This is a genomic window from Vibrio sp. ZF 223 (assembly GCF_003050585.1).
Lineage (GTDB): Bacteria > Pseudomonadota > Gammaproteobacteria > Enterobacterales > Vibrionaceae > Vibrio > Vibrio crassostreae.
The window spans coordinates 42,009-67,542 of sequence record NZ_PIGB01000015.1 but is presented as its reverse complement, the minus strand read 5'-3'; the positions used below and the strand labels follow the sequence as shown (position 1 = coordinate 67,542).

Genomic DNA, 25,534 nt, shown 5'->3' with positions numbered 1-25,534 from the left:
GAATATATAAATGTCAAATTTAAAGGTAGCAGCACAACTTACGCAGCTACCTGTATTCCTTTTTACTTTTCTAACTCGCCGCGCTGGAACTCACCAGCCGCTTTAACGAAACCTGCAAACAATGGGTGACCATCGCGAGGTGTTGAAGTGAACTCTGGGTGGAATTGAGCAGCAACAAACCATGGGTGGTTCGGGTTCTCAATAACTTCAACCAGTTTCTTGTCCGCAGATAGACCCGATACTTTTAGGCCCGCTTTTTCGATTTGTGGACGAAGATTGTTGTTTACTTCGTAACGGTGACGGTGACGTTCATGGATCGTCGCGCTACCGTATAATTCGTAAGCTTTAGTCCCTTTCGCTAGGTGACAAAGCTGTGAACCAAGACGCATTGTGCCGCCTAGGTCAGATGATTCTGTACGCTCTTCAACTTTACCTTCGCCATCAGTCCACTCAGTGATAAGACCAACTACTGGGTACTTAGTTTCAGTACAGAATTCAGAAGAGTGTGCCCCTTCCATTTTCGCAACGTTACGAGCGTACTCGATAAGCGCTACTTGCATACCTAGACAGATACCTAAGTACGGTACTTTGTTTTCACGAGCGTATTGAGCAGCAAGAATCTTACCTTCAACACCACGGTCACCAAAGCCACCAGGAACTAGGATTGCATCTAGGCCTTCTAAAACTTCTACACCACGAGACTCAACGTCTTGTGAATCTACGTATTTAATATTAACGCTTAGGCGGTTTTTCAAGCCTGCGTGTTTTAGCGCTTCATTTACTGATTTGTATGCATCTGGTAGTTCAATGTACTTACCAACCATACCAATCGTCACTTCACCCGTTGGGTTAGCTTCTTCGTAAATTACTTGTTCCCATTCAGACAGATCTGCTTCTGGAGCTGTGATGCCGAAACGCTTACATACAAGTTCATCAGTGCCTTGAGCTTTAATAAGCTGAGGGATCTTGTAGATAGAGTCAACATCGCGCATAGAAATAACTGCATTTTCTTGCACATTACAGAACAGAGCAATTTTCTTACGCTCGTTCGAAGGAATGTTGCGGTCTGAACGACAAACTAGGATGTCTGGCTGAATACCAATAGACAGCAACTCTTTTACAGAGTGTTGCGTCGGCTTAGTTTTCACTTCGCCCGCAGCTGCTAGGTATGGCACTAGAGTAAGGTGCATGAACATTGCGCGTTCACGGCCTAGTTCGACTGCTAGCTGACGAATCGCTTCCATGAATGGTAGAGATTCGATATCACCAACCGTACCACCAACTTCAACGATCGCGATATCGTGGCCAGCTGCGCCAGAAATTACACGCTCTTTGATAGAGTTAGTGATGTGTGGGATAACCTGAATAGTTGCACCTAGGTAATCACCGCGACGCTCTTTAGCGAGTACGTCTGAGTAAACACGACCTGCAGTGAAGTTGTTACGCTTAGTCATCTTGGTGCGAATGAATCGCTCATAGTGACCAAGGTCAAGGTCAGTTTCAGCGCCATCTTCCGTAACGAACACTTCACCGTGCTGAGTCGGGCTCATAGTGCCTGGATCAACGTTGATGTAAGGGTCAAGCTTCATCATAGTCACTTTAAGACCACGAGCTTCTAAAATAGCCGCAAGAGATGCTGCAGCAATACCTTTACCTAGAGAGGATACAACCCCGCCAGTAACAAAAATGTAATTTGTCGTCATGTTTAACCTGAAATTGGTTGAATGAGGGAAATGGACTACTTCTGGACGGGATGAAAATATACCAGAAGCCCCTTATCGCCACAACGTGAAATCTATCACACTGCTATTTTTTATTTTTTGCTTCAAATCAATTCATGATAAAAGCTTTGGTTATCTTTTCTCCGCCACTTTGACTTCATCCCACATGGAATCAAGCTGTTGTAGTGAAAAATCGGTCAAAATTTTATCTTGCTGACGAACTTTTTGTTCCACCCCTTTAAAGCGACGTGAGAACTTCAGATTGGCTTTATTTAAAGCCGACTCTGGGTTTTTACCCAAATGTCGCACCAAATTGACCGTCGCAAACAGCAAATCACCCAACTCTTCTTCAACCAAATCTTCATTTGGCGTGACTTGAAGCGCTTCTTCTAGCACCTCATCGACTTCCTCTAAAACCTTATTAGCCACTGGGCCAATAGAGTCCCAATCGAAGCCATATTTCGCTACCTGTTTTTGAATCTTTGTAGCACGAGAAAGCGCGGGTAGAGAGTTTGGTATTGAGTCTAGAATACTTTCTTGAGTTTTGCCTGCCTGTGCTTTTTCTTTGGCTTTTTCAGCTTCCCAGTTGGCATTAATTTCTTCATCATTGGCAAACTCGGTATCAGAAAATACATGAGGATGACGGCGCGTTAGCTTCTCATTGATGCCATCAACCACATCAGAAAACTCAAACAGCCCCTGCTCTTTCGCGAGCTGACTGTAGAAAATCACCTGAAACAGCAGGTCACCTAGCTCTTCTTGTAGGTTCGGCCAATCTTTGTTGTGAATCGCGTCCACCACCTCATAAGTTTCTTCGATAGTATGCGGCACAATTGTTTCAAAATTTTGTTTTAAATCCCAAGGACAACCACCTTCAGGATCGCGCAGCTTAGCCATAATCTGTTCAAGTTGTTCAATCGGGTGGTTCATCGTTTTTTTCCTATTCACTGTCTTTGATTTTTAAATTTAATACTTCTGTTAAAACTAAAAAAGGCGAGCAGCTAAAACCACTCACCTTTCTTGATACTGTCTAATTCTCTAAATTCCGCATCTTTCACTAAGCAGTTGTTACTTTAACAAGGCAACAAGCTTTCGCGATTCCTGAGCATAGCTCGCCTATGTGATGGAACAAGAAAGCGCAGTTAACGCAGTAAAAGTGACTAATGCAACGTGAAAGTTAGCCTAGGCGTTTAACCGACATGACATCTTTGATCTGCTCTACTCGGCTCGTCACTCGACTCAGAATCTCAATATTGGTCACTTCCAAATCGAAATCCATTACCGATAGCTGACGTTTATAGTCGATGCGGCTCTTCATTGTGGTCACGCTGATCTTCTCGTTCGAGAACAGTGAGGTGATGTCTTTCAGCAAGCCATTACGCTCCAGTGCTTCAACACGCAGCGTTAGGATGTAAGAACCGACGAAGCCATTGCCCCAGACTGTATCAATAATACGCTCTGGTGCGTGCAGGCTTAGCTCACTCAACTGTTCACAGTCAGCACGGTGAACTGAGATACCACGACCTTGAGTGATGTAACCTTTAATCACATCACCAGGGATTGGCTGACAGCAACGAGCTAGGTGCGTCATTAAGTTATCAACGCCCTCAACCACTACCGCGTCTTTCTTTGGACGACTCTGTTGTGCTGGCTTGTTTTCCGACTCAAGCAGTTTCTCTAGCGCTTTCTTGTCTTCTTCTTCCGCCGTAGGCTTGTTGACCAACGCATTGATGTGATTAACCACTTGGTTAATGCGCAAGTCGCCACTGCCGATACCAGCATAAAGCTCATCTGGCGTGTTTACGTTAAAGCGTCTTAGCGCGTATTGGTCGGCATCTTTTAGAGTTGCACCAACCTTCGCTAATTCAACCTCAAGAATGTCACGACCCGCTTCTAGGTTCTTCTCACGACTTTGCGCGCGGAACCAAGCGTTGATTTTCGCACGAGCACGTCCAGAGTGAACGAAGCCTGTGGTTGGGTTCAGCCAATCACGAGATGGGTTCGGCTCTTTCTGAGTGATAATTTCAACCTGATCACCCATCGATAATTTATGAGTGAATGGGACGATACGGCCTGCTACTTTGGCACCGATACAGCGGTGTCCAACCATCGAGTGGATGTGGTAAGCGAAATCCAACGGGGTTGCACCCATAGGTAAATCGACCACATCACCACGCGGTGTAAACGCGTATACGCGATCATCGAATACTTGGCTACGAACTTCATCCAGCATCTCGCCAGAATCCGACATCTCTTCTTGCCAATCGATAAGTTTACGCAACCAAGTGATTTTCTCGTCGTAACCACTGCGTCCACTCGAAGCGCCTTCTTTGTACTTCCAATGCGCAGCCACACCCAACTCAGAGTCTTCGTGCATTTGCTTGGTACGGATCTGAATCTCAATGGTCTTGCCTTCTGGGCCCAGAACCACCGTGTGAATCGATTGGTAACCATTTGGCTTAGGGTTCGCCACATAGTCATCAAATTCACTTGGTAGATGTTTGTATTTGGTATGAACCACACCTAGACCGGCATAACAGTCTTGAAGCTGATCTGCGATGATACGTACCGCTCGCACGTCAAAAAGCTCATCGAAGTCCAAGCCTTTCTTCTGCATCTTACGCCAGATACTGTAGATGTGTTTTGGTCGACCGCTCACTTCCGCATTGATGCTTGAACGATTCATTTCAGCCGTTAAGTCGTCAACGAAATCGGTGATGTATTGTTCACGTACGATACGACGCTCAGACAGCTGTTTAGCTATCTGCTTGTAGGTGTCTGGCTGCTGGTAGCGGAATGCGTAATCTTCGATTTCCCACTTAAGCTGACCAATACCTAAACGGTTAGCGAGCGGAGCGTAAATGTTAGAACACTCTTTTGCTGCCGCGCGACGTACAGCATCAGGCGCTTTTTTTACTTCAATAAGGTTACAGATTCGCTCAGCGAGTTTGATAACTACGCAGCGGAAATCATCTACCATCGCCAGTAGCATACGACGAACGTTATCAACTTGGCCCGAGGCAGCACTGCCTTCAAGGGTTACGTTTAGCTGGCCCAAGGCCGCCATTTCTTCAACGCCATCAATCAACTTTACGGTTTCTTTACCGTAGCTTTCTTCAAACGCTTCGCGCTCAAAAACGCCGCTTGAGACGACGGGGAAAAGTTGCGCGGCAATTAAAGTGGCACGGTCCATGGACAGCGTAACCAAGATTTCGATCATCTCGCGGCCACGCCAAAGCAAGAGCGATGCTTGCTCGTGATCTTTTAATAGCTCTTCACAGTGACGATAAACCTTGATCAGTTTATTCGAGGTTTTTGCGTCTTGATTCAGTGACGCAATCCAACTTTCTAGCTCAAACTGTTCGCTTGGGTTTAAATGTGCGCTTCGTACCGCAACCATCATGCCTTCCTAGTTATTATGTTTTATACCCAATTCAATATGACTAACTGGTTCCAAGTTAGTTCGACCATATTGATATCAGCGCAGGTGTCCCTGCGCCTTTGTCATTCATTTTTAAGCCTTATTTACGGGCCTTTAAGCCTTGATAAAGAGAGCCATCGATTCTAAATGGCTGGTGTGTGGGAACATATCCAACATACCAAGTTTGGCTAATTGGTAGCCTTGCTTTTCTAAGCTCTCTGAATCTCTAGCTAGAGTAGCAGGATTACACGAAACATAAACCACACGCTTCGCTCCTAACGCTGAAATTTGATCAACAACACCACTCGCTCCAGCACGAGCTGGGTCCAGTAAGATTTTATCAAATTTCTCTTTTGCCCAAGCTTGTGTAGATAAGTCTTCTTCAAGATTAGCTTGGTAAAACTCGGTATTGCTTAACTGGTTTAACGCTGCGTTAGATGTGGCTTGCTGAACCATTTCATCAACGCCTTCTACACCAACCACAAACGCCGATTGTTTTGCGATAGGTAAGCTGAAGTTACCTAGACCACAAAACAGGTCTAGCACTCGCTCATCCGCTTGAGGTTCTAGCCACTCAATCGCTTGAGCCACCATCTGTTGGTTCACTTTCTGATTGACTTGGATAAAGTGGTTTGGCTCAAAAGGTAAAGTCACGCCAGTTTCGCTATAGGCTGGTGCATCACCAACTAAACGAACCAACTTATCGGTTTCAGGCATTGAGTACAGCGTCGCGCCTTCTTCTTTTGCTAATGCAATCAGCGCTTGTTCATCTTTTTCAACCAAAGGCTTAAGGTGACGTAGCACCATAACAGGGCCAGTATCGCCCAATACCAATTCAACGTGTCCTAAAGACGTAAGGCTGTTGAAAGTGTTGAGTAAATTTTTCAGTTTTGGAAGCAATACATTAAGGCGAGGATCAAGCACGGCACAGTCGGTGATGTTTTCAATCTGCTTACTCTGCTTCTTACGGAAACCGAATTGAAGCTGCTGTGTCTTCTTATCAACAAATAGGCTGATACGTGCGCGACGTCGATAACCGGTTTCATCACCAATAATAGGTTGTGCAACTTCAGTATTAGCCGTTTGGTATTGGCTCATCAGGTGCGTAAGAGATTGCGATTTATGCTCAACCTGAGAAGAATAACCGAGATGCTGAAGGTGACAACCACCACACTGATTAAAGTGTTTACAAAATGGCTTTAAACGCTGCTCGCTCGGCTTCAACAATTTGATGAGCTTTGCTCGCGAAAACTTACTTTTGCTCTCAGTAAGTTGAATGACCACCTGCTCACCTGGCAATGCGCCATCAATGAAAACCGGTTTATTCTTCTGATAAGCGATGCCAGCGCCATTGTGATCCATTCGTTCAACCAAAACCGATTGATGCTTGGTCTCGAGTTGAGTTTTCTTTTTTGGTTGGAAAAAACGTGCCATTGCTTGTGCCTAATGTATCTTTTAATAAGTAATTGGTATCCAGGACTCACTATTATGTCTTGGAATCATTGTCGAACGTCACGGCTTTGATTAAGCTTACCGTTCACTTAACCGCCATTGTGTGCGTTATTTTCCCATATCCAGACCTCGATGTAATTAAAGAACATGACCAGATATGGCTTAAGAGCCCGTGTAATTACCTTAACTCTAGCTCCAACCCTGATTATTGGGTTGCTATTGAGTGCATTTTTCTCATTTAACCGCTATCAAGACCTTGAGGGGCAAGTGGTTAACACTGGTACTAGCATCATTGAGCCACTTGCGATTGCGAGTGAATCAGGCATGAAGCTCGAAAGTCGAGAGTCTGTTCGTCAGCTTATTAGCTATGCGCATCGAAAGAATTCTAAGCTGGTGCGTAGTATCGCGGTGTTTGATGAACGTCATGAATTGTTTGTAACCTCAAACTTCCACCCCGACTTTGAAAGCCTGACTTATCCAAAAGATAAACCGATTCCGCATTTAAGTTCTTCTGATTTACTCGATAACACACTGATTCTGCGGACGCCGATCATAGCCGAAGGCCAATACATCAATTCAGCCAACGGTCAGTCTCAAGCCAACCAAGCGATCGGTTATATTGCGATTGAATTAGACCTATCTTCTCTTCGATTGCAGCAATATCAAGAAGTGTTCTCTGCCTTCTTAGTTCTGATTCTCGGGCTTGGGTTGTCTGGTGTCTTTGCTTTCCGCTTGATGCATGACGTAACCCAGCCGATCACACACATGAAGAACATGGTCGACCGAATTCGTCGAGGCCACCTAGATGTACGTATCGAAGGCAAAATGCATGGTGAGCTAGACTCACTGAAAAACGGCATCAACGCGATGGCGGTATCGTTGTCAGAGTATCACGTCGAGATGCAGCACAGTATCGACCAAGCCACATCAGACTTGCGAGAAACCCTTGAGCAATTAGAGATTCAAAACGTTGAGTTAGACATAGCGAAGAAACGAGCTCAAGAAGCAGCTCGTGTTAAGTCTGAATTCCTGGCGAATATGTCTCACGAACTAAGAACACCTCTGAATGGTGTGATTGGCTTCACTCGTCAAATGCTTAAGACTCACCTATCGAACAGCCAAACCGATTACCTACAAACCATTGAACGATCGGCAAATAACCTGCTTAGCATCATCAACGATATCTTGGACTTTTCGAAACTTGAAGCCGGTAAACTGGCTCTAGAAAACATCCCATTTGAATTCCAAGCTAGCCTTGAAGAAGTAGTAAACCTTCAAGCAACCAACGCTCACGAGAAAGGCCTTGAGCTGACACTGAAGATCGATCCTAAAGTACCGCCAGGCGTAGTGGGCGATCCACTGCGTATTCAACAGATCCTGACCAACCTGGTCGGCAACTCAATCAAGTTTACCGAGCGCGGCAACATTGATATCAGCGTTGAGCTTCGCTCACAAAGCGAAGACAACATTGAGCTGCAATTCATGGTTCGCGATACGGGTATTGGTATTTCGGAGCGTCAACAAGCTCAGCTGTTCCAAGCCTTCAGCCAAGCCGACGCAAGTATCTCTCGTCGTTATGGTGGTACAGGCTTAGGTCTAGTTATAACCCAAAAACTGGTCAGCCAAATGGGCGGAGAGATCAGCCTAACCAGTCGTCTACATCAAGGGTCAACCTTCTGGTTTACGTTGAGACTATCAACGACTGATATGCCAATGACAGAGCTGATTGAGACTCAGTGTCTACAAGACAAACAACTGCTGCTGATCGAACCAAACATGCAAGCGGCATCGATTACTCAGCAAATCCTAACCCAAGAAGGCTTAGTGGTAACGTATCGTTCAGTAATGCCAGACGAGACCACCTCGTATGACTACGTTTTGCTTAACCTAGCCGCCAACCAAGAATATCAATTTGATACCGTGAGTGGTTGGGCAATTGGTGCGAAGAAGATTGCCCAAAACGTGATTATTGGTACACCAAGTACCGAGCTAGCGTTGGGTGAGCAACTAATGAAAGAGGTCGATGTTCAATGCATCACTAAACCTCTTTCTCGCAAGAAGTTACTGCAAACTCTGGTATCGAATCAGGCGCCAACCTTGATTGCACCAGCGATTGAAACACACTCAGAAGAGAAGCTTCCGCTTACTGTATTGGCGGTCGACGACAACCCTGCCAACCTTAAACTGATCACTGCGTTGCTAAAAGAACGTGTAGAAACCGTCATCAGTTGTACCAGTGGTCAGCAGGCGATAGACAAGGCGACAGATACTCAATTTGATATCATCTTCATGGATATTCAAATGCCACAGATGGACGGTGTGACGGCTTGTAAGAACATTAAGAAGCTAGCTAATAATGCGAACACACCTGTGATTGCCGTGACCGCGCATGCAATGATTGGCGAACGTGACCGACTACTCGAAGCAGGCATGGATGACTATCTAACCAAACCCATTGAAGAGCATGTTTTACAGCAGGTACTGATTCATTGGAGCCCAACCTCTGAGGTTGAGCACATCGAAAAAATAGATCCAGACCACCCTGCTGTTTCTGCTGAAATCGATAACGGTCCAGTGTCAGAAACTGAAGCCAGCGTACACAAAAACATCATCATTGATTGGCAAGCTGCGATGAGACAAGCCGCCAATAAAGAAGACCTCGCACGCGATATGCTACAAATGCTCGTCGACTTTATTCCGGAGGTTTATGAGGCAGCAGACAAAGCGATAGAAGACAGTGACTACCCAGTTGAAGAGCTGATACACATTATCCACAAGATGCATGGCAGCAGTTCGTACAGTGGAGTACCAAGGCTAAAGTCGGTATGTGCGACGATAGAGAAAGAGCTGCGTTCTGGTACTTCTGTTGAAGACATTGAGCCGGAGCTTTTCGAGCTTCAGGATGAATTAGATAAGGTTCAAGCGACGGCCATTCACTACTTGAAACCAACTAGTAACTAGATTGATTTAGTCTCAAACTCAAGGCAATAAAAAGCAGAGCTCACAAGCTCTGCTTTTTTCTGTCTAGAGCCAAGAGCACTAGATATAAAGTAGCGATAATCTGTTTACGATTCGAGTAACACCGTTGCCACAGCGTAGTGACGCTCATCCGAGATAGTCAGATGAATCGATGTTGTGCCATTCGCCTCTGCGATTTCACGCGCTTTTTTATGCAGGCTCAGAACTGGCTTACCATGCTCATCGTTTGAAATCTCAAAGTCGTGGAAGGTCACACCCAGCGCGATCCCCGTGCCTAACGCCTTAGATGCCGCTTCTTTGGCAGCAAAACGTTTTGCAAGGTAACGCCCTTTTTGCTTCAGTTGCTGGAATACTTCAAATTCAGAATCGGTCAAAATACGCTGAGCAAAAGCGTCACCACTTCGTGACAATGCCTTTTCAACACGTTCAATTTCTGCGATATCTGTACCTAATCCAACAACAGCCATGTTTACCCTATTACCAAACTTCTATCTATTAATTCTACTAATTAGTCGCTTAAGACTTAACGCTTACTGTTTAGAAAACTAAGCGTTGTTGCGTGCTGTTTCCATCACGGCTTTCATGTCTGCAACGGCTTTGTTCAAACCATCAAACACTGCACGTCCCATGATTGAGTGGCCGATGTTCAACTCGTAGATCTCTGGAAGAGCCGCGATCGGTGCGACGTTGTGGTAAGTCAGACCATGACCCGCATTGACTGTGATACCAAGATCGTCCGCGTAGCTTGCGCCTGCAGCAATCTTTTTCAGCTCGTCTTGTTGGTCTTCTTCTGTTTTAGCATCGGCATAATGGCCAGTGTGCAGTTCAATGAACGGTGCGCCACACGCTTTTGCTGCGTCGATTTGCTCACGGTCAGCATCGATAAACAGAGATACTTTAATGCCAGCAGCAGACAGTTTTTCCGTCGCCGCTTTGATCTTTTCAAGTTGACCAACCACGTCCAAGCCACCTTCAGTGGTCAGCTCTTCACGCTTCTCTGGAACCAGACAAACAAACTCAGGATTAGTATCGAGGGCAATTTGAACCATCTCGTCCGTTACTGCCATCTCCAAATTCATACGAGTTTGAAGTGTTTCAGCTAGAATACGCACATCGCGGTCAACGATATGACGACGGTCTTCACGCAGGTGAATAGTAATACCGTCAGCACCCGCACGTTCAGCAATTTCAGCTGCGTGTACTGGATCTGGGTATTTAGTACCACGTGCATTACGTAGTGTTGCAATATGGTCGATATTAACGCCTAAAAGGATTGAGCTCATTTTCCAATACTCCGTGCTCTAGAGAGGGCTATTGTTGGCATAAATAGCTCTCTACTTTTTAATGGTTTGCCGCCAAGATACGGCTTTAAGGCTATGCGTGTAAAGCGTTTTGCCGCTTTTAACTGCTCTTTAGTGATAAACCTACGTTCACTGATTGCGATTAGTTCATCGCCCATAAAAGTAAGGTTGTCTCGACGCACCGAAGCGATGAAACCTTTCTGCTCTCGATAGCGATAAGTCATGCTCGGATCAATCGCTTCGCCAGTACCCGCGCAGTGTAAAAAGTCGACGCCGTAACCCATAGCGGATAATAGAGCCAACTCAAAGCGACGCAGTGCTGGCTCAGGGTTTTCATTATGCGCCAGCTCTGTTAAAGCATGAAGATAGTCGTGAAAAAGTGCTGGCATCGGCACTTCAGCCATCAATACGCGACCAATTAACTCGTTCACATACATGGCTGAATACAGATTGATACCGGCGAGAGGAAGCCCCAAGCTAATAGGTTCAGCTTGGCGTAAGGTTTTCATCGAACCATTACCAGACCACTTAAGCAGTAGTGGCGTAAATGGTTGTAGTGCACCTTTCAAATTGGAACGCTTGCTGCGAGCACCTTTAGACATCAACGTCACCCGACCGAACTCTTCACTGAAGACGTCCAAGATCAGGCTCGACTCACTATATGGTCGACGGTGCAACACAAAGCATCGCTGTAACCCTTCGCTCAATCACTTACCCTTATTACAGATACAAAAAGAGAGAGTTCGCACTCTCTCTTGGATTTATCTTCAGTTCAACTTTCTTAATCTCAGAAAGTGACGTTCAATATATTATAGATCGTCGATGTAGCCTAACGAGCGAAGTGCACGCTCATCATCAGCCCAGCCAGATTTAACCTTAACCCAAGTCTCTAGGTAAACCTTACGGCCGAACAGTTCTTCCATATCGATACGCGCTTCACGACCAATCGTTTTGATTTTCTCGCCCGCTTTACCAATCACCATTTTCTTCTGACCTGTACGCTCAACAAGAATCAGTGCATTGATATGGAAGCCATCATTATCTGGGTTGTAATCGAAACGTTCAATTTCAACCGTTACCGAGTACGGTAGCTCATCACCCGTAAAGCGCATCAGCTTTTCACGGATAATTTCAGAGGCCATAAAACGTTGCGAGCGATCTGTCACGTATTCTTCCGGGAAGTGGTGTGTCGCTTTAGGTAAATGTTCACGTACGTGCTTACGCAGTACATCAATGTTTTTACCTTGCTTCGCTGAGATTGGCACAACGTCAATGAAGTCCATCTTCTTAGAGACTTCCATCATGTGCTGCATCACGTTAGTACGGTCTTGAACGTTATCTACTTTGTTGATGCAGAGGACGACTGGGAAATCTGTTTTTCTCAGCTTGTTCAGAACCATCTCATCGTCGTCAGTCCAGTGAGTACCATCAACAAGGAAGAATACTAGATTCACATCACTCAGTGAGCTGTTCGCCGCACGGTTCATCAAGCGGTTAATTGCACGCTTTTCTTCAATATGAAGTCCAGGAGTATCAACAAAGATCGCTTGGTAATCACCCTCAGTTTCAACGCCCATAATACGGTGACGTGTCGTCTGTGGTTTACGTGATGTAATAGAAATCTTCTGACCCAGAATATGGTTCAGAAGCGTCGACTTACCTACGTTTGGGCGACCGACAATAGCGATGAAGCCACAGTGTTGGTTTTCCGGTAGGCCTGTTTTTTTGCTATCAGATGAAAAGAATGCATCGATATCGAAATCTTGGTTGTTATCAGACATTGCTTAGTTGCTCTAATGCTGTTTCAGCAGCCGCTTGTTCTGCCTTGCGGCGGCTAGTGCCTTTACCGATAACAGGTTTATCCACACCTGCCACTTCACACTCAACCGTAAACTCTTGGTTGTGTGCTTCACCTTTAATATTAGTCACTGTGTAGACAGGCAGAGGATTTCTTCGACCTTGCAAAAACTCTTGTAGGCGAGTTTTCGGATCTTTTTGAGATACTCCAGGCTGAATAGCATCTAGGCGAGATTGGTACCAGCTTAAAATAATGCCGCGAACCGTCTCGGTATCACTATCTAAATAGACAGCACCGATGATCGCTTCAACCGCATCCGCTAGAATAGAATCACGACGGAAACCGCCACTCTTCAACTCACCTGGACCTAATTTTAAGTAATCTCCTAGTTCGAATTCACGACCTAGTTCTGCCAATGTATGACCACGTACTAATGTTGCACGCATGCGGCTCATATCACCTTCGTTTACTTTAGGGAAACGGTGGTAAAGATCATCAGCGATAACAAAACTTAAAATTGAATCGCCCAGAAACTCAAGACGTTCATTATGTTTACCTGCGGCGCTGCGGTGAGTCAGCGCCAAGTGGATAAGATCGGCATCATTAAACTGATAGCCAATCTTTCTCTCTAGTTTATCAATTGGAGAATTCATGCTCTCTCGATGTGTTAATTGATCGATTAATGAATCCCACCGATGCGATTAAAACGCACACCAGTAGGAATCCATGTTGGAAGTACACTGTCTGAACCGCGTTCGAATTCGAAGCTTATCCAAATAGCAACGGCCTTACCAACAAGGTTTGCTTCAGGGACAAAGCCCCAGTAACGGCTATCAGCACTGTTATCACGGTTATCACCCATCACAAAGTACTGGCCTTCTGGAACGACCCACTCGTTAACACCATTGCGAGGCTGATATGCTTGCACACGATCACGGCGTAATGGGTTAACTAAAATTTGGTGCTCAACATCTCCAAGCTGTTCATTCAGCTGAATCAGAGGCACACCATCTTGAATAAATTGGCTCTCTTCAACGTGACTTAGTTTCACTGGTTCACAGCTACTCGTACCCTTCGTCTGAATACAGATCTCTTTACGACTGCTGTAACGAATAGTGTCACCTGGCATACCAACAACACGCTTAATGTAGTCGATGTTTGGCTGAGGTGGGTACTTAAATACGATTGAATCACCGCGTTCTGGCTTGCCTGTTTCTACCAATTGAGTGCGCCATACTGGGTCTTTTAGACCGTACGCGTACTTCTCTACCAAGATAAAATCACCAACCAAAAGGGTTGGCATCATCGAGCCTGATGGGATTTGAAACGGTTCATAGATGAATGAACGCAAGATCAAAACAAATGCAATTACCGGGAAAATGGACACACTGTTCTCAACCCACCAAGGCTGAGCCGTAACTTTTGCGCTGGTTTCAGCGTCTAGGCCATTCGATTGTGCTTCAACGTCAGCAAGCTTTTGCTGGCGCTTCTTCGCCCACACAAACTTTTCCAACGCCCATACAATGCCGGTCACTAGAGTTACGATCACTAAGATAAGCGAAAATGTATTAGCCATTGATATCCCTTAAATTTCATTTCTTTAAAAATAACGAAAGTGAAAGAGCATAACTCTTTCACTCTGCTTAATATTTCTAATTTGTATCAATCATGCTGACTAAATGCTGGGAAGATTACGCAGGAAAAATCGTTTAGTTCGAGGCGCAAAGTGCAGTGACTAGTGGGCCTAATTGCAATCTTTGCAACAAAGAAATAAACGATTTTAACCAGTAATATTCAGCAGATAGTTAGTGCGATTGATACCTAGTCTTTTCCAACGTGAAGGATTGCAAGGAACGCTTCTTGAGGCAGTTCAACGTTACCGATCTGCTTCATACGCTTCTTACCTTCTTTTTGTTTCTTAAGAAGTTTCTTCTTACGACTGATATCACCACCGTAACATTTTGCGATTACGTTCTTACGCAGTTGTTTTACTGTAGAACGAGCAATGATGTGGTTACCAATCGCTGCTTGAATCGCGATATCGAACATCTGACGAGGGATGAATTCTTTCATCTTCTCTACCAGTAGACGACCACGAGACTGAGCAATATCTTTGTGCGTAATGATCGCTAGAGCATCAACCGTTTCGCCATTCAGCAGTACGTCTACACGTACCATGTTTGATGGCTCGTAACGTTGGAAGTTGTAATCCAATGATGCGTAACCGCGAGACGTTGACTTCAGACGGTCGAAGAAGTCGAGAACTACTTCAGCCATAGGAAGATCGTACGTCACAGCAACTTGATTACCGTGGTAAACCATGTCTACTTGTACGCCACGCTTCTCTACACACAGTGTGATTACGTTACCTAGGTAATCCGAAGGTACCAGGATATTACAGCGTGCAATTGGTTCACGAATTTCTTCTAGGTCATTAACCGCTGGCAGTTTAGCCGGGCTATCAACGTAAAGAACCGTTTTATCTGTTTTTACAACTTCATACACTACTGTTGGTGCCGTCGTGATTAGGTCTAGGTCGTATTCACGCTCTAGACGCTCTTGGATGATCTCCATGTGAAGCATGCCTAAGAAGCCACAACGGAAACCAAAACCAAGTGCTGCTGAACTTTCTGGTTCAAAGAACAATGACGCATCGTTCAGGCTTAGCTTGCCTAACGCGTCACGGAAGTTTTCGTAGTCATCAGATGATACAGGGAATAGACCTGCGTATACCTGAGGCTTAACTTTTTGGAAACCAGGCAGACGTTCAGTGCTGCCGCCTTTTGCAAGCGTCAACGTATCACCAACTGGTGCACCTAGGATGTCTTTAATACCACAAACAACCCAACCTACTTCGCCAGTATTTAGCTCTGTCGTGTCGATTTGCTTAGGCGTGAAGATACCTAGACGGTCAACACCCCAAACTTGGTCTGTCGACATTACTCGAATCTTGTCGTTCTTCTTCAGCTTACCGTTTTTAATACGAACCAAAGAAACTACGCCAAGGTAGTTATCGAACCAAGAGTCAATGATCAACGCTTGTAGAGGCGCTTCAGGATCACCTTCCGGTGGTGGGATAGCCGTTACGATGTTTTCTAGAACATCATCTACGCCTAAACCTGTTTTAGCAGAACAGCGAGTCGCTTCCATCGCATCGATGCCAACGATCTCTTCGATCTCTTCAGCAACACGCTCTGGTTCAGCAGCTGGTAGGTCAATCTTGTTCAAGATTGGCACTACTTCCAGCTCCATTTCGATTGCTGTGTAACAGTTTGCTAGAGTTTGTGCTTCAACACCTTGGCCTGCATCCACTACAAGTAGTGCGCCTTCACAAGCCGCTAGAGAACGAGATACTTCGTAAGAGAAGTCTACGTGTCCAGGAGTGTCGATAAAGTTAAGTTGGTAAGTTTCACCATCTTTAGCTTTGTAATCTAAAGTCACACTCTGCGCTTTAATTGTAATACCACGCTCGCGTTCTATATCCATAGAATCGAGGACTTGAGCTGCCATCTCACGTTCACTTAATCCTCCACAAACTTGGATTAAGCGGTCAGAAAGGGTCGACTTACCGTGGTCGATGTGGGCGATAATCGAAAAATTACGAATGTGCTTCATAGGCTTGGTGTGACTAAACTCTTTGAATAGGGATAATAAGAAAGCCGCGACACGTCCAATCTACAGTCAGCATTGGTGGCGGCATTTCAATCAAGTTGGCAGATTCTACCCAATTTAAGGGCAAGAAGCATCATAAATTAGACGAGAGACTCACCAAGGATTCGAATCAAGACGACTTCTTGCTTAGATTTGTCTTCCATGGGTTTGGCTAACCGCTTCGCTAAGGCAATCCCACCAGCAGTAAACAGTGCTGCACTTAAGATAACAATGCCCTCGCCCCCTTGAAGTAAGGGTTGCAACAAGAGTTGTCCAAAACCAGCACCAATCATCAACATGAAAAGTGGGATCAGATAAACGATCGCCGCCGACTGAAGTAGGCTTTTTTCTGGAAAGCCAATTTCTACGATTTGTCCTGCTTTGACTAAGCTTTTGGTTTTAAGCTGCCAAAACAAAGATTTATTGCCAACAGCCTTAGTCACAATACCTGTTCCGCAGCTTTTTTGAGAAGAACAACTGCTGCAACTGGTTTGTTGCTCGCAGCTCAGTTGAACAAAATATTGCTTACCTTTTTGTTCAACCGAGCTAACGGTCGCCAGCGCGGTCATCATTGCGCTGGTTCCAATTTATTAAACGTAACTGATTGAGCAATACGTTTGGCGGTTGCTGGCGGAATATCACCAACCACAGAAATTTCTTTATCGCCAATCACTAAGCTGTGTAAGGTTCTGCGTCCTTGGCGTACCAATTGCCCTTTCAATGAATGCTCGTCTTTATCGGCGATATAAACCGAAAAGCTAAACAATCCATCACTGAAAAGCTGACTTTCAACCATTTTATCGGTCGCAGCCATTTGATAGCGGCTAAGCTCTTTTGACTTAAACCCTTCAGGAATCCAAGACGCTTGCCAGTTAGTTTCACTCACTAAGCCTTCCGGCAGTGATAAGACTTTTGGTAATTGAGCTTGGTTCAAGCCACCCATCGCCTCAGCAATCTTGTCGTTCACCACGTAAGAGATCGTGCGGTACTGTTCAAGCACTTCGCCATCACGGTCCAAAAGGTCGGCACGCAAAGGAAGGCTTGTTTTCTCGTCTACCCAAACCACGTAAGAATAGCGAAGGCCATCTTTCGGCACGACCCGCAGTACTTGAGTAGTGCTGCCCGCTTCACGAGAGCGCCCAACTTTTACGAAGTCGTAGTACTGATTCAGTGATTCGATATCTCTATTAATCATCGGAATAACAGGTGCAACCATACTGCCAGACTGAATCGTAAATGGCTCTGTACCCGGTTCGATGTAGCTAACTTCATTGCCACGTCGAATGACTTCACGAACAGGGCCGCTTAGGTAAACAAGGTGTGCAAGTTGTTGGTCGTCGTTAACTGCATGGCGATAAACAAGAGGTTCAATACTGCTCTTCTTTATCAATATGTAGGAGAGTTCGTAATTTAGATGCTGACTGGCCTCGTTCATTTGATGCAACAAGGCCTTTGCAGTGGTTTCCTCTGCAAAGGCTGTTGGAGACATCAAGCTGAACAGTGTCAGTGCACTGACCAGGATTTTCTTCATTCAATGTCCGATTCTAGATGTGCATCTTGCATTGGCGATGCATCACTGTTTAGTCTTAGCTGAAGCTCATAATCTTCTAGCATTGCATGAACGCGTTTACGCTGCTCTTGCAAGTTAGCTTCCGATGCCGGCTTCTCAACAGAGTCACGCGTTAAACTTACTGGTTCCGCAGAACCCGCAAATGGAATCGTCTGGAGTACAGGCAACTGCTCTGGAGCTGCAGGGTCGCTGCCACCATATTGTTGAACACCTAATACAACCGCCAATGAAACACACGCTGCTACGGCAACTTGTCCAAACTGTTGTAACCAAGCCGGAAGCTGACGCTTCGCTTGCTGAGGTTTAGGCTGCTCTTCAATTGGAGCAACAGTAGGTTCAACATTCACTTGGTGCAGGTTCGGCATTGCACTATGTGCAGGCTCAGCTTCAAGCGCTGCTGCCACATTGTTAGCAATGTTCCAATCTTGAGTTTCTGGCGCATCCCCACGCATAACATCACCAATTAAATGGTAACTCTGCCAGGTATCCATGCTTTCTTGATCAGATTCAAGATCTACAATGAGAGCTTTATCGATCGTTTCACCATCCATGAGTGCCGAAAGCTTTTCTTTATCAGCCATTATTTTCACCATAATTATTACAAGTTCTAGCGTTGCAAAAGAGGTTTGATTTTCTTTTCCACTGCTTCACGAGCTCGGAAAATACGCGAACGTACGGTTCCTACAGGGCAATCCATTACTTCTGCAATCTCTTCGTAGCTCAAACCTTCGAGCTCACGCAACGTCATTGCAGTTTTTAAGTCTTCTGGTAACGCTTCAATCGCTCCAAAAACGACTTGTTTCAATTCTTTTGACAGCGTTAAGTTCTCAGGGTTCGATATTTCTTTTAACGCGCTGCCTGTTTCGTAATATTCTGCATCTTCTGCATCTACATCGGTTGCTGGCGGCCTACGGCTTTGGGCAACGATATGATTTTTAGCGGTGTTCACGGCAATTCGGTACAACCATGTATAGAAGGCACTCTCGCCACGAAAGTTAGGTATCGCGCGGTAAGCTTTAATAAAAGCTTCTTGTGCTACATCAGGTACATCACCGGAATTATTCACGTATCGAGAGATAAGATTACAAACTTTGTTTTGATACTTAACCACTAGTAAGTTAAATGCCTGCTTATCTCCACTCTGAACTCGCTCAATCAACACTTGATCGGTTAGCTGCTCGTTCATTCGAGCGGGTACTCCTATTGTTATAACCCTTACCTTCGCAGATATGGGTACTAATTATGCGAAATGTAGTATTGACACCACCGTCTACAAGAGCACTATTGTGACTAAGCCAAATACCGAAAGTTCCAACTTTCTTAAAATTATTTGCCATTATTGTTTCACAATGTGATGTAATAAAAATAGCTATCCCTATCAATTTGGGGAAACTTGAGCAAAAGCAATGGTATTGAGCAATTAAATATTTCTAGATAGCTGTCTATATATTGATTTTGCATAGCGTTTAAGGATGACTCTGGAGAGATTATAACAGTCTTACCCAAACTCCTAAAACAAGACAAAGTCAATTGAGAGTGGACAACTCGACTATAGCCCGGGATTTAATAAGTTTTATGAACGCAAACCGTGAACATCAGTGTGATGTATTAGTGGTAGGAAGTGGTGCGGCAGGCTTGTCATTAGCCTTACGCGTAGCAGAACATGCAAAAGTAATTGTATTAAGCAAAGGACCACGCAGCGAAGGATCGACGTATTACGCACAAGGTGGTATCGCCGCGGTGTTCGATGAGTCGGACAGTATTGAGTCTCATGTAGAGGATACTCAAATTGCTGGGGCTGGGTTATGCGAAGAAGATACAGTTCAATTCATTGCTGAAAATGCGAAAGAGTGTGTGCAATGGCTGATTGATGGTGGTGTTCCATTTGATAAAGATGAAAACAGCACAGAAGGCCAACCAAAATATCACCTCACTCGTGAAGGTGGCCACAGTCACCGCAGAATTCTGCACGCTGCCGATGCAACGGGCATGGCGATGCAAACCTCACTACAAGATAACGTCAACAACCACCCAAATATCGAGATCTTCGAGCGCCACAATGCGCTGGATTTGATCACTGAAGATAAGATTGGTGGTTCAAAAGACAAGGTGATCGGTGCCTACATTTGGAACCGTAACCAAGAACACGTTGAAACCGTGCGCGCTAAATTTGTTGTATTAGCAACAGGCGGCGCTTCAAAGGTTTACCAATACACCTCTAACCCAGATGTCTCCTCAGGTGATGGTATTGCTATCGCTTGGCGTGCGGGTTGTCGTGTGGCAAACCTTGAGTTCAATCAGTTCCACCCAACTTGTTTATTCCACCCAGAAGCGCGTAACTTCCTACTGACGGAAGCACTGCGTGGTGAAGGTGCTTACTTGCGCCGCCCAGATGGTTCTCGTTTTATGAAGGACTTCGATGAGCGCGGTGAGCTGGCTCCACGTGATGTGGTTGCTCGGGCAATTGACTTCGAAATGAAGCGCTTGGGTGCCGACTGCATGTATGTTGATATCAGCCACAAGCCTGAAGAATTCATCACAACGCACTTCCCAATGATCCATACTCGCTTGATGGACTTGGGCATCGATATGACCAAAGAGCCAATCCCTATCGTACCAGCTGCTCACTACACTTGTGGTGGTGTCATGGTTAATAAGCAAGGTCAAACCGACCTGACTAACTTGTATGCGATTGGCGAAGTGAGCTATACCGGCTTACACGGTGCAAACCGTATGGCTTCTAATTCACTGCTTGAGTGTGTGGTTTACGCATGGGCAGCAGCAAAAGATATCGTTGAGAACATCGACCAATCTCAATTGTGTGCTGAACTGCCTGCATGGGATGAAAGCCAAGTAACCAACAGTGATGAAGAAGTTATCATTCAGCATAACTGGCACGAGCTACGTCTATTCATGTGGGATTACATGGGCATTGTTCGAACGGATAAGCGCCTTGAACGTGCACTGCGCCGTATTCAGATGTTGCAGCAAGAGACTCATGAGTACTACAGCTACTTCAAAGTTTCGAATAACCTATTAGAACTGCGTAACTTGCTACAAGTGGCTGAGCTAATGGTTCGCTGTGCAATGCAACGTAAAGAGAGCCGCGGCCTACACTACACGTTGGACTATCCAGAACTTGCAGAAGACAGCGGCCCAACGATTCTGACGCCAGAAAAGCGCCAATCATAATTATGGGTTAAGCGTGCTTAGCTAATTAGTCGTCAGCGAAAAGTAATTAAACGAAAGGGAGCCGAGTGCTCCCTTTTCTTTTGTCTAATGCTTTCTTTTATCTAATACTTTGGCTGACCTAACACGCTCGTTGTAAGTTTGCCAGAAAGTGACGATATTCATTCTCGCAACAGCTGTCGCGCCAAAGCAATACCGAGTACCCACACTCAAACTGCAATTTAACAAAGAACTGCGCCCAGATCTTATCCACGGACTTTAGAATATAACGTCGGTCATTCAATCGGATCTCACCATCTTCTTTATAATCAAAACGACCATGAGCACTATTCAAAATCAGATGGTTGGTTTTAAACAGATGGATCAGCAGTGCTAAACAATAAAGGCTGGCGGCAAGTGGAATAGAAGATAGGACGATGAAAAACAAAAGGCACCCGAAAACAGTGCCTTTTGCGAATAATGCGGAATATGAAGGGTTAAGCTGGAGCTTAACGAACCTTGCTGAGGTTGTGTGCGACAATTTTATCAACCATTGATGCATGACCTAGGTTTTCACTGCGTCCGTGTCCCATCACCCAAGTAAACAAATCTGGGTCATCACACTCTAGTAGAGAAACAAACTCACGCTGTTCCTGCTCTTGCAATGAATCAAAACACTCTTCGAAAAATGGCATGATGACTACATCAAGTTCTAACATGCCGCGACGGCAACCCCATTTAATTCGTGCTTTCTGCTCTGCAGTGTACATTGGCTATCCTCACCTATAATTTTTCTTTCTCGGAGTGTAACAAGTCATACGCCCTGCAACTACTATGTGAGTCACAGTCCCTATCTCAGCTCACAAAAAAAACCTAAGCTGACAAAGAAACAGAACCGGATTAACATAGAGCCAAATAAAATTCTTAGGAAAGATAAAATGGATTGGAAAAACACATTTCAGCCACTCGCTCATACACAAAATGAATCGCTTCCAGAACTGATGATGACACACGTGTCAGACTGGAGTGCAATCACCATGATAGGCGATGACAAAAAGTCGTACCTGCAAGGTCAAGTAACGTGCGACGTGGTGACTCTTCCTAATGATGAATCCACATTAGGCGCGCACTGTGATGCAAAAGGAAAGGTATGGAGTATCTTTCGTTTGTTCCACCACAACGGTGGCTACGCACTCATGCAACCTAAATCTGCGATTGAAGTCGAGCTCGTTGAAATCAAAAAGTACGCAGTGTTCTCTAAGGTCGATATCGAGCAAACGTCTGACGTTGTTATCGGTGTGATGGGTGCGTCTGCAAATCAATACATTGATTCGATTTCAGAAAGCCAAGGTAATGTGCGTGCGATTTCTGGCGGTACGGCCGTTTTAGTATCAGACAACCGCTGGGCTTTACTTGTGACAGAAGAAGCTGCAGAAGCTTTAGTCACCAACAGCTCTGCTGAGAAAGTATCAGAAGCACTTTGGCAATATCATGAAATTATTGATGCTCAGCCGAATCTATCGAAAAATGAGCAAAACGAGCACATCCCTCAAGCGCTTAACCTGCAAGCGATTGGCGGTATCAGCTTTTCAAAAGGCTGTTACACAGGTCAAGAAACGGTTGCTCGTGCTAAGTACCGCGGCATGAACAAGCGTGAGATGCGCATTGTGTCGGGCACAACTGCGGACGTACTGTCTCTAGGTAACCCTATTGAACTAGAACGTAGCGTGGGTGAAAACTGGCGTGGCGCAGGCCGACTATTAAACGTATATCAATTTGCTGATAACCAAGCGATTGGTTTAATGGTATTGCCAAACAACCTGGATGACGATGTTCAGCTTCGATTGACTGCGCAGCCTGATCAAGTGTGGAATATCCTGCCACTGCCTTACAGCCTCGAAGACGAGTAACCACGTGGAAACACTGATTACACAATGGCTGGATCAACAGCAGGTGAAGTATCGCCTGCTGATGCAAAGTAAACCCACCACCAGCATCGAAGAAACCGCGCAAGAGCGAGGCATTGACCCATCTCAAATGGTCAAGTGCATCCTGCTCAAGGATATGGGTAATCAGTATGCACTGGCCTGTACTGCTGGCGATCGTTCTGTCGCCCCCAAGAAAGTACGCTCGGTGCTGAATTGCCGTCGGATGACCTGCGTGTCGCTCACTGATGTTGAAGCGGTCACTGGCTTTAAAGTGGGTTGCGTTGGTCCGCTCGCTCTCAAGAGACACATGCCGATCATTTTTGATCCTTCCATTCAGAACAACTCGACCGTAACCATTAGCTCGGGTGTTCGAATGGCTGGCGTTGCGTTGGATCTCAATGATCTTATGGCGCTATGTGCACCGACCGTCGCAGATATCAGTCGATGATCGTTTCGATCAGATCATGCTTCGCAAACTTCATTTGAATATTTCATTGAGTACATTTTTTGTGTGAACTTCGTCATAAGAAGAACACATCACCAGTAAATACTTACTCAAAATAAAAGCATAAGTAGTCACAAAGTTAAATTTGCGTTATTGTAAATTTACTGACTAGCTATTAAGCAAATCAGTACAAGTGAATCCACTGAGTAACATCAGTATCCACTTTTGTGTAATGCATCTGTGACTATTCGCCCGTTTTAGACGGGCTTTTTTTTGTCAGAAATTTACAATTTGATTACACAAACAAAAAAATCCCGCCTATTCTTATACTTGTAACATTATGACTGCTTAATACCGAACAGGAAAGTTCACGGCAGTTCACTACTCAGTATTATTTTGGGGAGGAGCTCACGTAAAAATAGATATTTACTGAAGAAAGTGCTTAGAACAGCACAAATATCTAATTAACGTCAACTCTACTGCATATTACTCCATGCTTATCACAATTATTATCTCGGAGTTTTTCTATAATATGCAGGCTAGGTAAATATAAGGATAATAAAAAATGAGACTGTTTAAGCGCTATACACCGAGTATGATAGCTAAACATGTAAGTCGACTTTTCAAAGGACGAATCTACATTTACGGCGTAGGAAAATTTGAGTTTGATAACGGTAAGCTAGTGCTACCAGACCGAGCAGAAAAGCGTCACTTTCAAACAGTGAAAGAAATAAATAGTGAAATCATGAAACTGCGCTGCGCGTACGCATGACCTGATTATCTACAGAATTAAAAACAAAAAGGGTTGGCATTATGCCAACCCTTTTTTCGTATCAATGATGATTCGATAAATCACCAGAACACTATGTCACTATCGATGAGTCACTGGACGCTTAGCTAAATCAGGAAGATTGCCAGATAAACCCAGTGCGCGCTTCATGATCTCATCTTTCGCACCCGGTAATTGACCTGCTAGCTTCATACCGATACCACGAATCAGCTTCTTAGCTGGGTTATCGCCTTCAAACAGCTCTTTAAAGCCCTGCATTGAAGCAATCATTTTCGCCGCCTCTGCTTTTCTCCAGCGCTCGTAGCCGCGAAGATTACGCTTGGTGCCAATGTCCTCACCCGCAGTCCATAGCTTTAACAGCTCTTGTGCTAAGCTTGCTGCGTCTAATAGGCCAAGGTTAACGCCCTGCCCCGCTAATGGATGAATGGTATGAGCAGCATCACCAACCAAAGCCACACGCTCTACCGCAAAGTCACGTGCATAACGCATGCGTAGTGGGAATGCAAAACGGTCACCAACCACTTCGCATAATCCAAGCTTTGAGTCGAACTCTGCCGTTAGCTGCTTATTAAAATCAGTATCCGACATGGATACCAACTTCTCGGCACGATTTGGTTCCGTAGACCAAACAATCGAGCTCATGTGGCTTGGTTGCATTGGTAGAAATGCCAATGGGCCTTGAGGTGTGAATATTTGACGAGCAACGCTGTGGTGCGGCTCTGTGGTTTTGATGTTCGCGACAATCGCACTGTGTCCGTAATCCCAATGTGTTAATGGGATATCTTGCTGCTTACGAACCCAAGAGTTTGCGCCGTCTGCTCCAACAACTAACTTAGCTGTCAGCGCTTGGCCATTGTCCAATGTTAACCAAGCTTCACTTTCACCAATCGCCATCGTTTTACACGTTGCAGGCATATACAGGCTGACGTTGTCTTGCTTCTTAACCTGATCAAGCAGCGCTAATTGAATCACACTGTTTTCAACGATATGACCCAAGTTCGGCTGAGCCAAGCGTGTCGAGTCAAACTCAATACGGGCAAAGCTGTCTTGCTCCCACACTTCCATCGCTTGATACGGTGCTGCACGTCTTTGTTCGATACCTTGCCATGCACCTAAGTTGCGAAGAATCACTTCACTAGAACGACTCAACGCGGATACACGTACGTCAGGCAGCTCACTAAGCCCTTCACTGGGAGCTGTACCTTCAATGACAGCAATTCTTAGGTCACTGTCTTTCAGGGCAGCAGCAAGCGCTAAGCCAACCATGCCACCACCAACAATCGCGATATCAACACTTTGCATCATTATTT

Annotated in this window: 23 protein-coding genes; 5 read left to right on the top strand and 18 right to left on the bottom strand. The window is 45.2% G+C overall.

Features of this window, described 5'->3' with window-relative positions; translation table 11 throughout:
- Window positions 1-62: 62 nt before the first annotated feature.
- The 4 genes from CWO13_RS21840 to rlmD all read right to left on the bottom strand — a co-directional run bounded on the left by CWO13_RS21840 (window position 63) and on the right by rlmD (window position 6,576).
- A complete protein-coding gene (locus tag CWO13_RS21840; RefSeq protein ID WP_017629586.1) occupies window positions 63-1,703 on the bottom strand; it encodes a CTP synthase in 1,641 nt (546 codons plus the stop codon).
- Between the two features lie 150 nt (window positions 1,704-1,853).
- Window positions 1,854-2,651, bottom strand: a complete 798-nt coding sequence (gene mazG / locus CWO13_RS21835) for a nucleoside triphosphate pyrophosphohydrolase (protein WP_048664494.1) — start codon at window positions 2,649-2,651, stop codon at window positions 1,854-1,856.
- A gap of 247 nt (window positions 2,652-2,898) precedes the next feature.
- Window positions 2,899-5,121 (bottom strand): GTP diphosphokinase, encoded by a 2,223-nt coding sequence (relA, locus tag CWO13_RS21830; RefSeq protein ID WP_055319624.1) that lies wholly within the window; start codon window positions 5,119-5,121, stop codon window positions 2,899-2,901.
- 135 nt (window positions 5,122-5,256) lie between these two features.
- The gene (rlmD, locus tag CWO13_RS21825; RefSeq protein ID WP_108083467.1) at window positions 5,257-6,576 is read right to left on the bottom strand and encodes a 23S rRNA (uracil(1939)-C(5))-methyltransferase RlmD; all 1,320 of its coding nucleotides are present in this window, start codon (window positions 6,574-6,576) and stop codon (window positions 5,257-5,259) included.
- 165 nt (window positions 6,577-6,741) lie between these two features.
- Between rlmD and barA the strand changes: the two genes are divergently transcribed.
- Window positions 6,742-9,555, top strand: coding sequence for a two-component sensor histidine kinase BarA (gene barA, locus CWO13_RS21815; RefSeq protein WP_108083466.1), 2,814 nt, complete (start codon window positions 6,742-6,744; stop codon window positions 9,553-9,555).
- Window positions 9,556-9,659: 104 nt separating this feature from the next.
- Here barA and acpS read toward each other — a convergent pair whose 3' ends face one another.
- The 11 genes from acpS to rpoE all read right to left on the bottom strand — a co-directional run bounded on the left by acpS (window position 9,660) and on the right by rpoE (window position 19,079).
- Window positions 9,660-10,040, bottom strand: coding sequence for a holo-ACP synthase (gene acpS / locus CWO13_RS21810; RefSeq protein ID WP_017059039.1), 381 nt, complete (start codon window positions 10,038-10,040; stop codon window positions 9,660-9,662).
- A gap of 78 nt (window positions 10,041-10,118) precedes the next feature.
- On the bottom strand, window positions 10,119-10,856 hold the full coding sequence (gene pdxJ, locus CWO13_RS21805; RefSeq protein ID WP_048664490.1) for a pyridoxine 5'-phosphate synthase: 738 nt from the start codon (window positions 10,854-10,856) through the stop codon (window positions 10,119-10,121).
- Window positions 10,853-11,581 (bottom strand): DNA repair protein RecO, encoded by a 729-nt coding sequence (gene recO / locus CWO13_RS21800; protein ID WP_048659398.1) that lies wholly within the window; start codon window positions 11,579-11,581, stop codon window positions 10,853-10,855. The genes pdxJ and recO overlap by 4 nt, the downstream gene beginning before the upstream one ends.
- 102 nt (window positions 11,582-11,683) lie before the next feature.
- On the bottom strand, window positions 11,684-12,655 hold the full coding sequence (gene era / locus CWO13_RS21795; RefSeq protein WP_108083465.1) for a GTPase Era: 972 nt from the start codon (window positions 12,653-12,655) through the stop codon (window positions 11,684-11,686).
- Complete coding sequence (rnc, locus tag CWO13_RS21790) at window positions 12,648-13,325, bottom strand: ribonuclease III (protein WP_017059043.1); 678 nt, start codon at window positions 13,323-13,325, stop codon at window positions 12,648-12,650. The genes era and rnc overlap by 8 nt, the downstream gene beginning before the upstream one ends.
- 26 nt (window positions 13,326-13,351) lie before the next feature.
- Window positions 13,352-14,248 (bottom strand): signal peptidase I, encoded by an 897-nt coding sequence (lepB, locus tag CWO13_RS21785; RefSeq protein ID WP_108083464.1) that lies wholly within the window; start codon window positions 14,246-14,248, stop codon window positions 13,352-13,354.
- Between the two features lie 245 nt (window positions 14,249-14,493).
- The gene (lepA, locus tag CWO13_RS21780; protein WP_048615653.1) at window positions 14,494-16,287 is read right to left on the bottom strand and encodes a translation elongation factor 4; all 1,794 of its coding nucleotides are present in this window, start codon (window positions 16,285-16,287) and stop codon (window positions 14,494-14,496) included.
- Window positions 16,288-16,424: 137 nt separating this feature from the next.
- A complete protein-coding gene (locus tag CWO13_RS21775; protein ID WP_048605807.1) occupies window positions 16,425-16,895 on the bottom strand; it encodes a SoxR reducing system RseC family protein in 471 nt (156 codons plus the stop codon).
- Window positions 16,892-17,854, bottom strand: a complete 963-nt coding sequence (rseB, locus tag CWO13_RS21770; protein ID WP_048659400.1) for a sigma-E factor regulatory protein RseB — start codon at window positions 17,852-17,854, stop codon at window positions 16,892-16,894. The genes CWO13_RS21775 and rseB overlap by 4 nt, the downstream gene beginning before the upstream one ends.
- The gene (locus CWO13_RS21765; protein WP_048659401.1) at window positions 17,851-18,474 is read right to left on the bottom strand and encodes an RseA family anti-sigma factor; all 624 of its coding nucleotides are present in this window, start codon (window positions 18,472-18,474) and stop codon (window positions 17,851-17,853) included. The genes rseB and CWO13_RS21765 overlap by 4 nt, the downstream gene beginning before the upstream one ends.
- Window positions 18,475-18,500: 26 nt before the next feature.
- Complete coding sequence (gene rpoE, locus CWO13_RS21760; protein ID WP_008223963.1) at window positions 18,501-19,079, bottom strand: RNA polymerase sigma factor RpoE; 579 nt, start codon at window positions 19,077-19,079, stop codon at window positions 18,501-18,503.
- Window positions 19,080-19,468: 389 nt separating this feature from the next.
- Here rpoE and nadB point away from each other — a divergent pair, with 389 nt between their 5' ends.
- Window positions 19,469-21,085, top strand: coding sequence for an L-aspartate oxidase (nadB, locus tag CWO13_RS21755; protein ID WP_019826282.1), 1,617 nt, complete (start codon window positions 19,469-19,471; stop codon window positions 21,083-21,085).
- A 118-nt stretch (window positions 21,086-21,203) separates the two neighbouring features.
- On the opposite strand, the gene CWO13_RS23790 is transcribed toward nadB, so the two are convergent.
- Together CWO13_RS23790 and CWO13_RS21745 are read right to left on the bottom strand one after the other, a co-directional pair.
- Window positions 21,204-21,623, bottom strand: coding sequence for a protein YgfX (locus CWO13_RS23790; protein ID WP_307862880.1), 420 nt, complete (start codon window positions 21,621-21,623; stop codon window positions 21,204-21,206).
- On the bottom strand, window positions 21,571-21,831 hold the full coding sequence (locus CWO13_RS21745) for an FAD assembly factor SdhE (protein WP_004735374.1): 261 nt from the start codon (window positions 21,829-21,831) through the stop codon (window positions 21,571-21,573). The genes CWO13_RS23790 and CWO13_RS21745 overlap by 53 nt, the downstream gene beginning before the upstream one ends.
- Window positions 21,832-21,999: 168 nt before the next feature.
- Here CWO13_RS21745 and ygfZ point away from each other — a divergent pair, with 168 nt between their 5' ends.
- From ygfZ to CWO13_RS21730, 3 genes are all read left to right on the top strand, one after another.
- A complete protein-coding gene (gene ygfZ, locus CWO13_RS21740; RefSeq protein ID WP_108083463.1) occupies window positions 22,000-22,971 on the top strand; it encodes a tRNA-modifying protein YgfZ in 972 nt (323 codons plus the stop codon).
- Between the two features lie 4 nt (window positions 22,972-22,975).
- Window positions 22,976-23,437 carry an aminoacyl-tRNA deacylase gene (locus tag CWO13_RS21735; RefSeq protein ID WP_107899447.1) on the top strand — a complete coding sequence of 154 codons (462 nt, stop codon included), beginning with the start codon at window positions 22,976-22,978 and terminating at the stop codon, window positions 23,435-23,437.
- A 562-nt stretch (window positions 23,438-23,999) separates the two neighbouring features.
- Window positions 24,000-24,206 (top strand): DUF1107 domain-containing protein, encoded by a 207-nt coding sequence (locus CWO13_RS21730; protein ID WP_009847660.1) that lies wholly within the window; start codon window positions 24,000-24,002, stop codon window positions 24,204-24,206.
- A 99-nt stretch (window positions 24,207-24,305) separates the two neighbouring features.
- Here the strand turns inward: CWO13_RS21730 and CWO13_RS21725 are convergent, their stop codons facing one another.
- Window positions 24,306-25,529: an FAD-dependent 2-octaprenylphenol hydroxylase gene (locus CWO13_RS21725; RefSeq protein WP_108083462.1), complete on the bottom strand. Its 1,224-nt coding sequence runs from the start codon at window positions 25,527-25,529 to the stop codon at window positions 24,306-24,308.
- Window positions 25,530-25,534: the final 5 nt, after the last annotated feature.

Bases quoted from the DNA above. Each gene is read 5' to 3' on its own strand.
- lepB (WP_108083464.1), bottom strand. From the start codon at position 14,248: ATGGCTAATACATTTTCGCTTATCTTAGTGATCGTAACTCTAGTGACC.
- ygfZ (WP_108083463.1), top strand. From the start codon at position 22,000: ATGGATTGGAAAAACACATTTCAGCCACTCGCTCATACACAAAATGAA.
- rseB (WP_048659400.1), bottom strand. From the start codon at position 17,854: ATGAAGAAAATCCTGGTCAGTGCACTGACACTGTTCAGCTTGATGTCT.
- CWO13_RS21725 (WP_108083462.1), bottom strand. From the start codon at position 25,529: ATGATGCAAAGTGTTGATATCGCGATTGTTGGTGGTGGCATGGTTGGC.
- CWO13_RS23790 (WP_307862880.1), bottom strand. From the start codon at position 21,623: ATGCATCAATGGTTGATAAAATTGTCGCACACAACCTCAGCAAGGTTC.
- CWO13_RS21745 (WP_004735374.1), bottom strand. From the start codon at position 21,831: ATGTACACTGCAGAGCAGAAAGCACGAATTAAATGGGGTTGCCGTCGC.
- mazG (WP_048664494.1), bottom strand. From the start codon at position 2,651: ATGAACCACCCGATTGAACAACTTGAACAGATTATGGCTAAGCTGCGC.
- acpS (WP_017059039.1), bottom strand. From the start codon at position 10,040: ATGGCTGTTGTTGGATTAGGTACAGATATCGCAGAAATTGAACGTGTT.
- relA (WP_055319624.1), bottom strand. From the start codon at position 5,121: ATGGTTGCGGTACGAAGCGCACATTTAAACCCAAGCGAACAGTTTGAG.
- rlmD (WP_108083467.1), bottom strand. From the start codon at position 6,576: ATGGCACGTTTTTTCCAACCAAAAAAGAAAACTCAACTCGAGACCAAG.
- CWO13_RS21765 (WP_048659401.1), bottom strand. From the start codon at position 18,474: ATGGCTGATAAAGAAAAGCTTTCGGCACTCATGGATGGTGAAACGATC.
- barA (WP_108083466.1), top strand. From the start codon at position 6,742: ATGACCAGATATGGCTTAAGAGCCCGTGTAATTACCTTAACTCTAGCT.
- CWO13_RS21730 (WP_009847660.1), top strand. From the start codon at position 24,000: ATGAGACTGTTTAAGCGCTATACACCGAGTATGATAGCTAAACATGTA.
- lepA (WP_048615653.1), bottom strand. From the start codon at position 16,287: ATGAAGCACATTCGTAATTTTTCGATTATCGCCCACATCGACCACGGT.
- era (WP_108083465.1), bottom strand. From the start codon at position 12,655: ATGTCTGATAACAACCAAGATTTCGATATCGATGCATTCTTTTCATCT.
- CWO13_RS21775 (WP_048605807.1), bottom strand. From the start codon at position 16,895: ATGATGACCGCGCTGGCGACCGTTAGCTCGGTTGAACAAAAAGGTAAG.
- rnc (WP_017059043.1), bottom strand. From the start codon at position 13,325: ATGAATTCTCCAATTGATAAACTAGAGAGAAAGATTGGCTATCAGTTT.
- CWO13_RS21840 (WP_017629586.1), bottom strand. From the start codon at position 1,703: ATGACGACAAATTACATTTTTGTTACTGGCGGGGTTGTATCCTCTCTA.
- pdxJ (WP_048664490.1), bottom strand. From the start codon at position 10,856: ATGAGCTCAATCCTTTTAGGCGTTAATATCGACCATATTGCAACACTA.
- nadB (WP_019826282.1), top strand. From the start codon at position 19,469: ATGAACGCAAACCGTGAACATCAGTGTGATGTATTAGTGGTAGGAAGT.
- rpoE (WP_008223963.1), bottom strand. From the start codon at position 19,079: ATGAACGAGCAGCTAACCGATCAAGTGTTGATTGAGCGAGTTCAGAGT.